At 72.6% G+C, this 13,369-nt stretch carries 8 protein-coding genes; 2 read left to right on the forward strand and 6 right to left on the reverse strand.

What is annotated here, in order from left to right; genetic code table 11:
* Nucleotides 1-158: 158 nt before the first annotated feature.
* Nucleotides 159-2,024 carry a tetratricopeptide repeat protein gene (locus ABT061_RS34230; protein WP_350925849.1) on the reverse strand — a complete coding sequence of 622 codons (1,866 nt, stop codon included), beginning with the start codon at nucleotides 2,022-2,024 and terminating at the stop codon, nucleotides 159-161.
* A 262-nt stretch (nucleotides 2,025-2,286) separates the two neighbouring features.
* Between ABT061_RS34230 and ABT061_RS34235 the strand changes: the two genes are divergently transcribed.
* Both ABT061_RS34235 and ABT061_RS34240 read left to right on the forward strand, forming a co-directional pair.
* Nucleotides 2,287-3,843, forward strand: a complete 1,557-nt coding sequence (locus tag ABT061_RS34235) for an MFS transporter (RefSeq protein ID WP_350925851.1) — start codon at nucleotides 2,287-2,289, stop codon at nucleotides 3,841-3,843.
* A 79-nt stretch (nucleotides 3,844-3,922) separates the two neighbouring features.
* Nucleotides 3,923-4,645 carry a DoxX family protein gene (locus ABT061_RS34240; RefSeq protein ID WP_350925853.1) on the forward strand — a complete coding sequence of 241 codons (723 nt, stop codon included), beginning with the start codon at nucleotides 3,923-3,925 and terminating at the stop codon, nucleotides 4,643-4,645.
* Nucleotides 4,646-4,758: 113 nt separating this feature from the next.
* Here ABT061_RS34240 and ABT061_RS34245 read toward each other — a convergent pair whose 3' ends face one another.
* The 5 genes from ABT061_RS34245 to ABT061_RS34265 form a co-directional block, all read right to left on the reverse strand.
* A complete protein-coding gene (locus ABT061_RS34245) occupies nucleotides 4,759-5,469 on the reverse strand; it encodes a 4a-hydroxytetrahydrobiopterin dehydratase family protein (protein WP_350925855.1) in 711 nt (236 codons plus the stop codon).
* Nucleotides 5,470-5,877: 408 nt separating this feature from the next.
* Nucleotides 5,878-7,281 (reverse strand): Si-specific NAD(P)(+) transhydrogenase, encoded by a 1,404-nt coding sequence (gene sthA, locus ABT061_RS34250; protein ID WP_350925857.1) that lies wholly within the window; start codon nucleotides 7,279-7,281, stop codon nucleotides 5,878-5,880.
* A gap of 308 nt (nucleotides 7,282-7,589) precedes the next feature.
* Nucleotides 7,590-7,835, reverse strand: a complete 246-nt coding sequence (locus ABT061_RS34255) for a metallothionein (RefSeq protein ID WP_350925859.1) — start codon at nucleotides 7,833-7,835, stop codon at nucleotides 7,590-7,592.
* Between the two features lie 55 nt (nucleotides 7,836-7,890).
* Entirely contained in the window at nucleotides 7,891-9,165 is a 1,275-nt protein-coding gene (locus ABT061_RS34260) for a serine/threonine-protein kinase (RefSeq protein ID WP_350925861.1), read from the reverse strand.
* 37 nt (nucleotides 9,166-9,202) lie between these two features.
* Entirely contained in the window at nucleotides 9,203-12,742 is a 3,540-nt protein-coding gene (locus tag ABT061_RS34265) for a protein kinase domain-containing protein (RefSeq protein ID WP_350925863.1), read from the reverse strand.
* Nucleotides 12,743-13,369 lie beyond the last annotated feature (627 nt).

Consider the following 13,369-nt stretch of genomic DNA (forward strand, 5'->3'; position numbering starts at 1 on the left):
CTGTGCCGCCTCCGCGCCCCGCGCGCGGCGGTTCGCGCCCGTGTTCCCGCCGGGTGGGAGCACCCGGTCCCCGCGCCCGTCCTTCCCCGGGAACCGGCCAGGTGACGGGCATGGGAATGTCACCGCCGGGCAAGGCGGTCCGCGCTCCCGACGACCGCTCAGCCTCGGCGGGCACGGCCCTGGTGCCGGCCGGGATACTCGCCGACCACGACCTGCTTGGGGGTGATCCTCAGCAGGCCGGCCTCGGTGTCGCCGATCGCGATGCCGCGCACCTCGGCCCAGAAGCTGCGGCCCTGCGGGTCCGCGACGAAGACCGCCACCCTGGGGTCGCGCTCGGCGGCCTCCCACGCGTCGGAGGCGGCGATCAGGCGTAACTCGCCGCTCGGGCCGACCGAACCGACCGCGCCGACGGCCAGCGCGCGCGGGCCGCTGGGGTCGGCGTAGGCGAGCATCACCCCCCGCGCGTGGGTGAAGGCCGCGCGCACCTCCCCGCTGAGCCCCACCGGCGGGGAGGCATCGCCGGGCAGGCGGCCGCCGCAGCCGTCGCACATGACCAGTGAGGCGCGCCAGGGACCCGGCGCACCCCGCCACCACGCCCGCACCGACCTCGTGGCGAACACCGCCGACGAGACGGCCGGCAGCACGGTCCCGGCCCGCCAGGCCCACTCGCCCGCCTGGGCGAGCCCGAACGTGGTGACCGCCGCCGCCATGCCGAGCAGGAGCGCCGCCGCGGCGGACAGGGCCAGCGCCGCCGCCAGCCCGCGGTCCGCTGCCAGCACCCTGCCGAGGCCCAGGGCGGGACCGGCCCCGCGGTACGCCCAGCCGAGCACGAGCGGCACGGCGAGCGCGGCGAGCGCCCAACGCCGTTCGTCCAGGACCGCCGCCGCCAGCACGGCCGCCACCGGCACCGACCAGACCCGGCCCGCCACCAGCCAGAGGGTCACGTTGACGTCCCGCCTGGCCGTACGGTCGTCACCGGCCGCGGCGAACTCGGCCAGCGCCCTGACCGGCCGCCCGCGCCAGGCATCGACGAGCACGCGCAGGACGAGCAGTACGGCGCCGTTGAGGAGCACCAGCCCGGCGAGGCCCGCCCAGAGCACCCCCGTGGCGTCCGGCGGCGGTCCGGCCAGGAGCGGTGGGACCTCCGGTGGGAGGGTGGCGACGACCGCGACGTACGCGGCCACGACGACCAGGGTGATCAGGATCGACGTGCCGAGCCAGAGGTCGCGGGCGAGCATGCCGGGCACGTACGACCAGAGCCCGACCCGGTGCGCCTGCCTGAGGGTGATCACCAGGACGGCGAGCGGCACCAGCCCGCCACCGATCCTCGCCACGCCTGCCAGGCCGAACCCGAACTCCGCCGCGCAGACCGCGACGAGGGCGACGGCCAGCAGGATGCGGATCTGCCGCGACCACGTCTCCAGGGCGCGCCTGGCCCGGCCCGTCTCACGGGGGTCGACCGGCCAGGCGGGGTCGTGGTGGGCGCGTGGGCGCTCCCAGCGCAGCCAGGTCAGGCCGAGGTTGATCCTGGCGCCGGGATGGTCGGGCAGGCGGCGCAGCGCGTCGCGGTAGGCGGCCCGCGCGCGGGGGTACTCACCGCGCAGCAGCGCGAGGTCACCGGTGAGGACATGCGGGTCCGGCTCCTCCGGCGCGTAGCGGACGGCCCTGGCCGCCTGTGCCCGCGACTCGCGCCAGCGGCCCGGCACCCTGCGCAGTGCCGCCCCCAGGCGCATCCGCGCGGCCCAGGAGCCCGGCGCGAGGCGTACCGCCTCCTCGGCGGCGGCCACAGCCTCCGCGTCGCGGCCGAGCCGCTCGAACGCGAGGCTGGCGAGGCGGTATCCCCAGTCGGCTCCCGACTCGGATCGGGGGTCGAGGTCCAGCGCCCTGCGGGCGGCCTCCAGCGCGGCCTCGGGATGGTCACGGCCCAGCAATGCGGCGGCCACGGCACACCACTGCCGGGGGTCGTCGGGATCTCGGGGCGGCGGCACCGGGGCCGAGTCGTGCCCGCCGGACCCGCTCACCACGGCGGCTCACGGGCCTCACACTGACTCCCCACGATCGCCATGCTCCGTGGGAGATCACCATTTGCCTAGATAACGGTATATGCCTGTATCTCTCTAGAGAGGTCACGCACAGTGTCACCGAAAACACGGATCGCCGATCGACCGCGAGACACAAGGTGCACATATCCATGTAAATCCATCATTGAATGCCACCCCGCGCACTGCCGCACTTCGCCTAGGCTGCGACGTATGTTCGTCCAGGCTGACAACTCCTGAGCGGCCCATGACCACCATCATGGCCAAAGCCAGGGGTGGGGACGGCGGCTCACCGGCACCCGGAGCCAGCCGGTGGTCGATCCTCGCCCTGCTCTGCTTCAGCCTGCTGCTGATCGCGGTGGACGCCACGGTGCTGCACATCGCGGTGCCCACGCTGACGGCGGCTCTGGAGCCGACCTCCGTGGAACTGCTGTGGATCATCGACGTCTACTCGCTGGTGGTCGCGCCGCTGCTGCTGACCTTTGGCACGCTCGGTGACCGCTACGGGCGTAAACGGCTGGTGCTGGCCGGATACGTGGTCTTCGGCGTCGCCTCGGCGGCGGCCGCGTTCGCCCCGACCCCGCTCGCGCTGATCTCGGCGCGGGCACTGCTCGGCGTCGGCGGTGCCATGATCATGCCCGCCACCCTCTCCATCATCCGGCAGGTCTTCACCGACCGGTACGAGCGGGCGATCGCGCTGGGCGTGTGGAGCGCGGTGGCGGCGGCCGGGGCCGCGGTCGGCCCGCTCATCGGCGGGCTGCTCGTCGAGAAGTTCTGGTGGGGCGCCGTCTTCCTGATCAACGTCCCCATCCTGATGGTCCTGCTGCCCGCCGCGGTCAGGCTTCTTCCCGAGATCCCGAGGCGCTCCGACCGGCCGTGGGACGCGCTCAGCGCGCTGCTGTCGGTATTGGGCATCCTCGGTGTGGCCTTCGGCCTGAAGGAGGCGGGCGCCGGGCATCTCGGCGGGGTGGCGGTCCTGCTGTGCGGGGTCTGGCTGCTGACCTGGTTCGTCCGCAGGCAGCGGCGACTGGCCTTCCCCCTGCTCGACCTGGAGCTGTTCCGGCGGCGGGCGTTCTGCGCCGGGGTGGGCGGCGTGCTGCTGACCGTCTTCGCCCTGGTCGGGCTGGAGCTCATGCTCGCCCAGTACCTCCAGCTGGTCCTCGGCGACAGCCCGCTCGGGGCGGCCGTACGGATGCTCCCGCTCATGATCGCCGCGATCGCGGGCGGCCTGGCCGGGGCTCGGCTGCTTCGGTGGTTCGGGCTGCGCGCCACGATGAGCGGCGGGCTGGCGCTGACCGCCCTGTCCCTCGCCCCCACCCTGGCCTGGGGCACCGAGGGGCATCCGGTGGCCCTGACGTTCTGCTTCGTCGGCATCGGCTTCGGCATCCAGGTCACCCTGCTGGCCGCCTCCGACACGATCATGTCGGCCGCGCCCGAGTCGCGCGCGGGCGGCGCCGCCGCGATCGAGGAGACCGCCTACGAGCTGGGTGCCGGTCTCGGGGTCGCGGTGCTCGGCACGATCACCACGGTCGTGTACGCCCCCTCACTGGGCCCGGTCCCCGGCGTCGCTCCCGAGACGATGCACCAGGCCCGCCAGTCGCTCGCCTCCGCCGCGCACATGGCGCAGGAGATCGGCGGCGGCGTGGGAGACGCACTGCTCTCCGCGGCCCGCGTCGCGTTCGTCGCGGGCCTGCACACGACGATCGTGGTGAGCGTGCTGCTGCTCGGCTGCACCGCACTGGCCGTGATGCTCCTGGTGCCCCACCGCCCCGAGGGAGACAGAGAGGGGAGTGACTCCTCGTGAGGGGTTTGACAGGCTCTCGCTCGGTCATCTATCGGTCAAGTCTGGGCAGGAACGGTGAATCTAACCAGAATGAGGAACCGTGCGACGAACCCTCCATGATCTTGCCTCCCTGGCCGCCAGGCTGGGGGTGGGCGGGATCTTCTTCGCCAACGGCTGGCACAAGCTCGAAGCGGGCCTGACCGCCACCGCCGGGCAGTTCACCACCCTGGGTGCCCCCGCGCCAGGCGTGTGGGCCGCCACCACCATGCTGACGGAGCTCATCGGCGGCGCGCTGCTGGTGGCCGGGCTCGCCGTATCCGCGTGCGGGCTGCTGCTGTTCGCCGAGGCCCTCGCCGTGTTCGTACTGGCCAGTGGCGAGACGGGCCTGCCGCTCACCGGGGGCGACGCCAAGCTGATCGTGGCGCTCGGGGCCGCCTCCATCCTGCTGGCGGTGGGCGGCGCGGGCCGCCTGTCGGTCGACCACATGGTGGTGATCAAGCGCCGTGAGGCCGAGGCCGCCGAGGACTTCGCCGCCGAGACCGAGGCCGACGACGTCATCGCCGCGCTGCGCGAGCCGGAGACCCCTCCGGCGCCCGCCCTGCCCGCCGCCGGGAAGAAGCCCGCCGGCACCGACAAGCCCGCTCCGGCCACCGCCGAGAGCACCACCGACACCGCGGAGTTCCCCGCCGCCCCCCGTCCGCGCACGCGTACCCGCAAACCCTCCTCCGGTACCGCACCCGCCGCGCCCCCCGCGCCGCCCGCCCCCGGCAAGGCCGGCGACACCCTCGTGGCGGGCAAGAAGGACGAGCCTTCCGGAACCTGAGCGGACGAATCCCGGACGCCCGGTCCCGCTCGGCCACTGCCGGCCCTCGCACGACTCACCGCGGTCGCGCGGATGGTGCCTCGGCACCATCACGGCCTGACACCGGTCGGCCGTCAGTCCCTTCCCTGCCAGGTCGTCACGCACGCCTCGTTGCCCTCCACGTCCGCCAGCACCCAGAAGGAGGGCGCCGAGGCGTCGGACAGCAGGACCCCGCCCGAGGCGAGGGCGGCCTCGACCCGGTGGGACGCCTCGTCGTGGGGGACCGAGACGTCGAGATGGATCCGGTTGCGCTGCGCCCGGGGCGCGATCATCCGCTGGAACCAGATCGCCGGACCCTGCCCGACGGGATCCACGAGCGCGCCCTCGCCGCCGGACGCTCCGGGCTCGTCGTCATAACCCATCACCGCCTTCCAGAACGGGCGGACGGCGGCGATGTCGATCGCGTCGATCGCGATCTCGAGGACCTGGACCGACCGCACCTCCCGGCCGCCCACGTCGGGGCCGGTGCTCAGCCCGAGCTCGCTCACGACCGCGGAGATCCGACCGGCGAGCTCGACCTCGACCGGCGTCACCGCACCGGTGACCGGTGAGCGCAGGGTCAGGACCACCCGGCCGGGGCGGACGTCCATCTCCAGGCTTCGCTCTCCGTCCGCGCCGGCCACGGCCACCGCGCGCGCGACGACCTCGACCGCCCGCGCGGGCGATGCCACGGTCACCGACGTGCGCACCACGTCCAGGACATAGCGCCACCCGAGATCGCCGACGGCGTCGGAGATCTCCCGTCGGCTCAGCCTCTCGTCACCATCCGGAACCTGCTGCGTCATACCGCCATGATCGCAGCGCCCCTCCCCCGCACGGGACCCCATCGGCGACGCGGATGTGCCGTCGAGGTCCCCGCGATCCGCCTTCGGTGCGTCACGCACCGAACGGTGCCTGACGAGCTCGCCGGATTCGTCCCGCACCGGTCGGGCCAAGGAGGACGGATGCGCGTGTGATCGACCTCTGGGTCGGCGGCGCGGATGCCCAGGCGGTACCGCCACCCCTGGAGTACGCCTTCGGCGGCCCCACGACGGCCGGATGACCGCGCCCGGGTGAGCCGTCCCCCCGAAGATCATGGCGGCGCGCGCGTACCGGCCGGATGACCGCGCCCGGGTGAGCCACCGCGCAGGGCCGCTCCACCGGTGCGCGCCTGACCCGCTGCTACTTTCGCCCGGTGGTCCTCGAAAGGGGACTCAGAGCTCGAAGCGGGCCACCCGGCGGAGTTTGTTCATGGCGTCCAGGGCGGCGACCTTGTAGGACTCGGCCAGGGTGGGGTAGTTGAAGACGGCGTCGACCAGGTAGTCGATGGTGCCGCCGCAGCCCATGACCGCCTGGCCGATGTGGAGCAGTTCGGTGGCGCCGGTGCCGAAGACGTGCACGCCGAGCAGGGCGCGGGTCTCCGGGGAGACCAGGAGCTTGAGCATGCCGTAGGTGTCACCGATGATCTGGCCTCTGGCCAGCTCGCGGTAGCGGGAGATGCCGACCTCGAAGGGGACGTGGGAGGCGGTCAGCTCGTCCTCGGTGTGGCCGATGAAGCTGATCTCGGGGATGGTGTAGATGCCGATCGGCTGCAGGTGGTGGATACCGCGCAGCGGCTCCCCGCAGGCGTGGTGGGCGGCGATGCGGCCCTGCTCCATGGAGGTGGCGGCCAGGGACGGGAAGCCGATGACGTCGCCGACGGCGTAGATGTGCGGCACGGTGGTGCGGTAGTGCTCGTCGACCTGGATGCGGCCTCGGGCGTCGGCGGCCAGCTCCGCGTTCTCCAGGGCGAGCTCGTCGGTCATGCCATGGCGGCCGGCCGAGTACATCACCGTCTCGGCGGGGATCCTCTTGCCGCTCTCCAGCACGGTCAGCGCCCCCCGGGAGCGGCGCTCCACGGCGGCGACGGTCTCACCGAAACGGAAGGTCACCGCCAGGTCGCGCAGGTGGTACTTGAGCGCCTCGACGATCTCCAGGTCACAGAAGTCGAGCATCCGGTCACGGCGCTCCACCACCGTCACCTTGGTGCCCAGCGCGGCGAACATCGAGGCGTACTCGATGCCGATCACCCCGGCCCCGACGACCACCATGGAGTCGGGGATGTCCTGCAGCTTCAGGATGCCGTCCGAGTCGATGATGGCGTGGTCGTCGAACTCCACGGTGTCGGGGCGGGCCGGCCGGGTACCCGTGGCGATAATGATCTTGTCGGCGGTCGCCTTGGTCTCGTGGCCGTGCTCGTCGACGACTCCGACCGTGTGCGGGTCGACGAAATGGCCCATCCCGCTGAGCATCGCCACGTGGTTGCGCGACAGCTGGCTGCGGATCACGTCGATCTCCCGGCCGATCACGTGCTGGGTGCGGATGCCCAGATCGGCCGCGGTGATCTCATCCTTCACCCGGTAGCTCTGGCCGTACATGCCGCGCTGGTTGAGGCCGGTCAAGTGCAGGACGGCCTCACGCAGCGTCTTGGAGGGGATGGTGCCGGTGTTGATGCATACTCCGCCGAGCATGTTGCGCCGCTCGACGAGCGCGACGCGCCGTTCGAGTTTCGCGGCGGCGATCGCGGCCTTCTGCCCACCCGGCCCGGAACCAAGAACGATGACATCAAAATCCCACATAGGGCTCAGTGTGAAGGCACGGGACGATCTCAACCAGACCTGTGACTCCCGCGCTCACCGAGGGAAACCGCTTCTCGCCTCCCCCGACCGGTAAAGGCACCCCTGACCGTTTCGAACACCGGCAGCGCGGCAAGGAGGCGATTCACCCTCCTCCGGCGCCGAACATGATGAGCGGTCCGGACCGTGGCGGCCCTGCCGACACCTCCGCCGGCCGCCGTCTCCTCCGGTACCTCGCCCTGTGACCGCGTCTCAGGGCGAGCGTCTCCCCACGTGGCGGCCTCATGCCGCCACGCCGTGTCGCTACCGCCTTACGCCATCGCCCCCACATGGTCCACGATCGCGGTCGCCCCCTCCTGGCGTGCGCAGTTGGCGCAGCAGAACCAGCGCCGACCGGCCTCGACGCCGTGCCCGACGATGCGGACCCCGCAGTGCTCGCAGATCGGTGCCAGCCGCTGGATCGCGCACTCGAAGCTGTCGAAGACGTGCACCCCAGCCTGGGTGTGCACCTCGAAGCTCATGTCGTAGTCGTTACCGCACGTTTCACAAGTCGCCATGTTTCCCCCCGAAAACTCGGCATTTCCGGTTAAGTCCTACCCAGGTAGCCGCCAGTCAGACAATCCTTCCCACCACGATCACCACCGCGACCAGCGCGAACACCGCCGAGGCGGCCAGCAGCGGGGGAAGTAGCCGGGCGCATCTCTCGCGTGCCACGAGACGGGCGCGGTTGGCGTCGATCCACTCCCCCAGGCGGGGCCAGGCGTAAGGCAGCGCCTGGTGGACCAGGCACGCCCGGTCTCCCCGGTGCCCGACCAGCCCCGCGAAGCCGTGCAGGACGCCCTCGGACCCGGCGGGGGGCCTGGCCTCTCGGGCGACCGCCTGCCCGTCGGCGTCGATGACGACGAGCCTCAGGAACACCTCCGGCACGCGCTCCCGGTCCGCCGGGTCCAGCGCGGCGAACGCCGACTCGGCCAGCGCGCCCAGCCCCGGATCGTCACAGGCCGTGCGGACCCTGGCCGCGACCTCGGTACCCGCCCGCAGCAGCGGGGCCGTCTCGGACTCCGGCGCATCCGTCCGGGGAACGGCCGGGTCGGCGGCGATCAGGGCGATCAGCAGATCGCGGGCGGCGGGTCTGGCCCGGGGTTCCTTGGCGAGCGCGGCAGCGGCCAGGGGCCGCAGCGAGCGGGGCAGCGGGCTCAGGTCGGGGTCGAGCGAGAGGATCCGGTGCATCACCGCGCCCAGGCTGCCCGCCGCGAACGGATCCTCGCCGCTCGCGGCGTACAGCACGATCCCGCCCCAGGCGAACACGTCGGCGGCGGGACCCGCCTCACCGCCGGTGAACACCTCGGGCGCCGTGTACGACGGCGCGCGTGGCCTGAGCCCGGTGGCGGTCAGCGCGGTTCTCAGGCCGGGGCTCACCCCGAATCCGACGATCCTGGGTCCGCTCCGGCCGAGGAACACCCTGTCGGGTGCGAGGTCGCGGTGGACGACCCCGACGTCGTGGAGGGCGGTCAGCGCGACGGCGATCGCCGTCGCGAGGGCGTGCAGGTCGTCACCGCCGAAGATCCGGCCGGCCCCGCGCAGGCTGGGGCCCTCGACGTACTCGCTGACGATGTACGGCCTGGGCCCGTCCAGATCGGCGTCCAGCACCCCCGCCGTGCAGAACGAGGCCACCCGGCGAGCCGCGGCGGCCTCGCGACCGAACCGCTCACGCAACTCCGGATCACTCCCGGCGTCACCGTGCAACACCTTCACCGCCACACGCCTACCCGCGGCATCGTACGCCTCGTAGACCACACCCTGACCACCCGCACCCAACCGCCCGGCCAGCCGGTAACCGCCCAACCGCTGCGGATCACCCACGATCAGTTCCCGCGCCACTCTCATGGGGTGTTTGATGCGATCTCCGGAGAAAAAGTTTCTGCTAACCGGGGCAGACGTTGCGATAGGGCAGGCCACCGAGGTAGGTGCGCCACTCCTCGCGCGAGAGGGTGCGGCCCGCGCGCTCGCAGACCGCCCGCGCCACCGCCTCCGGCTCGACCGGATACTCGTCCAGGGTGCCGGCCGAGTCGACGACGACCAGCCGGGCCCCGTCCGGGCTGAACGCCAGGGACCGGAACTCACCGCTCTGCGCGGCGATCGGCGGGCCGAGACGGCGTCCGGTCGCCACGTCCCACAGCCCCACCGAACGGTCGTTCACCGCGCCGGCGACGACGTCTCCGCGAGGCGAGAAGGCCAGGGCCGCCTTCGTCGCCGGTTCGCTCCTGATCAGGTTTCCCACCCGGTCCCTGCTTTCGGCCTCGAACACCGAGATCCGTCCGACCCGGTCGGCGGTGGCGAAACGGGTGCCCTTCCTGTCGAAGGCCATCGCGGTGGTCGGGATGGTGAGGGTGGGCGCGCCGTACGTCTCACCGAGCGGCTCGCCCGTCGAGGCGTCCAGCAGCCGGTGCTCTCCCCCCGCGACCGCCAGCATCCTGCCATCGGGGGTGAAGACCAACCCCTCGACCGACTGCTGTGGCCTTGACCAGCGGAGTTTGCCGCTGGGCACGTCCCACACGGCGATCTCCCCGTCCGAGTCGCCCACCGATTCGAAGTAGAGGGTGTAGGAGGCCACCGCGGTGCCGTCCGCGCTGATCGCCAGGGCGAACACCTGCCCCTCGCGGACCGTCTCGACGGCGGCGATCCGCTTGGCGGCGGCGACGTCCCATACGGTCAGCCGGGAGCTGTCACCACCGGTGTTGGCCACCAGTCGTCCGCCGTCCGCGCTGAAGCCCATCGCGAAGGCACCGTCGGCGCCGTCGGGCCCGACGTTCAGCGTGCCGGTCCGGGTGCGCCGGCGCACGTCACGGATGACGATCTCACTCGCTCCCTCGTCCCTGGACGCGAGCAGCCGGCCGTCGGGGCTGAGCGCGGCCCAGTTGGTCCCGGGGCCCTTCAGCGGGGCGGGCCTGGTCAGCGTGCCGACGTCGAGGGTCGTCACCGAGTCCTCGGTGAGGTAGCGCAGCGCCCGTCCGTCCGGATCGAAGGCCACGGTGGGCATGAACCCGTCGATCCTCTGGGTGAGCAGGAGCCTGCCGTCCCCCACCCGCCAGACCCGCAGGGCCGTGTCGGTCACCACGGCCAGGAAGCGCCCGTCGGGGCTGAAGACCAGATCTCCGCTGACGCTCCCCTCGAAGAAACGGTCGAGATCGGCCCCGGTGGACGCGTCGCGCAGTTCGAGCTTCCTGCCCCGGGAGACCGCGACGGTCCTGCCGTCCGGGCTGTAGGCCACCCGCAGTCCGCACCCGTTGCAGCGGGTGCCCAGCGGTATCTTGCGCAGGTCGTCCAGGGTGAAGGCCGCCAGCTCACCGTCCAGCCCGCCGACGGCGATCCCGCTCCCGTCAGCGGAGATGTCGAAGTCGACACCTGCGGCGGGCGGATACAGCTTCCTGCCGTCCAGATGGTTCCAGACCGTGAGCCCCTCCCCCTGGGTCACCATGATCCAGTCATCGGACCGGCCGAAGAACGCCCCGGTGTCGCCACCCGCGTTGCGCCCCTGGACGGTGAGGACCGCGCCAGTCGGCTTGCCGGTCGCCACATTCCAGACCTTCAGCTTCACACCGCTGATCACGGCGAGCAGCCTGCCGCTCGGGCTCAGCGCGATCACGCGCAGGTCGTCGCCGATCCCGGTGAGACCACCGATGCGCCGGCCGGTCCGCACGTCCCAGAGTCGTGCCTCGCCGTCGCTCGCACTGACGAGCGTGCGCCCGTCGGCGCTCAGCGCCCTGAGGGTCTGAATTCCCGCGGCCGGGTCGTGGAAGGCGGCCGTCTCCCGCTGGGTCAGCGAACCGGCCAGGCTCGCCCTGGCCTCGGTCACCGGCGCCAGCCGCCAGGCGGCCACGCTGAGCAGCATGGCCCTGACCGGCTCGGCGATCCGCAGCGCGTCGGCCGTCGCGGCGAGCCTGGCGGCCGTCGCCTGGTCGCGCTGGGAGGCGATGACGGCGCTGCGCGCGTCGGCCACCCTGCTCTGCTGCACGGCGAGCACCCCGGCGACCAGCGCGACGACCAGCAGCACGGCCATCGTGCCGGACAGCACCCGGCCCCGGCGGGCGCGGCGCCGGGTGAGGGCGGCACCCGCCTCCAGAAAGTCCCGCTCGACCGGGCTGAGCGTGATGTTGCGGCGCCCGGTGGCCGCCCAGCGCATGGCGTTCTCCAGGCTGCTGCCCTGGAACAGGTCGCCGTCCCGGTGCCCCTGGGCCTGCCAGCGCCGCGCCGCGGTCAGGATGCCGCGGTGCACGGCCAGGCCGTCCCGGTTGGCCTGGACCCACATCCGCAGCCGCGGCCAGGCCTGCGGCAGCGCGGGCCGCGACAGCCAGACCTCCTCCTCGTCGTGGGCGACCAGGTACGAGAACACCTCCACCAGGCGCCGGACCGCTGTCGCCTCGCCCTCCTCGCGCCCGTCGAGGAGCTCGGCCCACCGCGCCTGCCGTACGACCAGCTGGTCGTCGTCGGTCACGGTGACCAGCCGCAGGAAGATCTCGGGGGCGAGTTCGCGCTCGGCCGGGCCGAGCGCGACGTAGGCGTCCTCGGCGAGGGTGCCGAGCGCGGGGTCGGCGGAGGCCGCGCGGATCTGGGCCCCGGCGTCGCTGCCCGCCGCCAGCAGTCTCGGGGTGTCGATGGCACCGTCCCCGCTGACCAGGGCGAGCAGCAGGTCCCTCGCGGTGGGCCGCGCGGCGGGGTCCTTGGCGAGTGAGGCGGCGACGAACGGCCGCAGGTGCTCGGGGAGCATGTCCAGCTGGGGCTGTACCGACAGCACGCGGTGCATGATCCCGCCCAGGCTCTCCGCCCGGAACGGGTCGGCACCCGTCGCGGCGAAGACCATGATCCCGCCCCAGGCGAAGATGTCGACGGCGGTGCTCGCGCGCTGGCCCATGAAGATCTCGGGGGCCATGTAGGTCGGGGTGCCCGCCACCATGCCGGTCGCGGTCAGTGACATGTCCTCCGTGCGGGCGACGCCGAAGTCGATCACACGGGGGCCGTCAGGACCCAGCAGCACGTTGTCGGGTTTGAGGTCGCGGTGGATGACCCCGGCCTCGTGCACGGCGGTCAGCGCGGTGGCGATCGCCGTCGCGAGACGGTGCAGGTCGCCTCCGGTGAAGCGGCGCCCCTCGGCGACGGCCCTGCGCAGGCTGGGGCCCTCGACGTACTCGCTGACGATGTACGGCCTGGGCCCGTCCAGATCGGCGTCCAGCACCCCCGCCGTGCAGAACGAGGCCACCCGGCGAGCCGCGGCGGCCTCACGACCGAACCGCTCACGCAACTCCGGATCACTCCCGGCGTCACCGTGCAACACCTTCACCGCCACACGCCTACCCGCGGCATCGTACGCCTCGTAGACCACACCCTGACCACCCGCACCCAACCGCCCGGCCAGCCAGTAACCGCCCAACCGCTGCGGATCACCGTCGATAAGTGTCGTGCTCAACTCACACTCCGTTCAACGGCAGGTTGGACGCCCCCGAGGACGACGAAGTTCGCGGAGTGCCGAACATTCCGAACACGTCTCGCCCTCCTTGAGTGAACGGTGACGAAACTCTCGCGGCCGGCATGGCCCGTGGCCCACTGGGCGGCCTCGACGAGGCCGGGAACACCGACCAGGATGCCTGCTTCCGGCCGGTCGGGGAGGACCGTTCGGAGATCGGAGACGCCACGGGCCGACTGGTCGTCAGAGTAGCCGGGCCCGCACCGGACGTGCCGCGTTCGGCGCGCGTACGCCGCGAAAAACACGTCGTGCCGTGGCGGCCGGGAGTGAGCCGCCGTGGTCGGCCGGAGGTGCCGGCGGCACGGGTCGTGACGATCCCGGCGATCAGCGCCCAGTCCCGAGCCGCCGTCACCGTACGCATGTCTTCGGAGTCCCTCCGTAGCCAAACCGGTTGATCCAGAGGGCGGGGGCGGGCTAGGTTGGCTCGCACGGACTTTCGCGCGTGCCGGGCCCACCAGCCCCGGGCACGCCGGTGTCAGGCGACGCATAGCACGGCGAGCCCGAGGAGGGAGGAAGATCATTCGACGCGCCAGGATCATCCGGCAGCGGGGCGCACGCCGCCCCGCCCGC

This window comes from Streptosporangium sp. NPDC002544 (assembly GCF_040295965.1).
In the GTDB taxonomy this organism is placed as follows: domain Bacteria; phylum Actinomycetota; class Actinomycetes; order Streptosporangiales; family Streptosporangiaceae; genus Streptosporangium.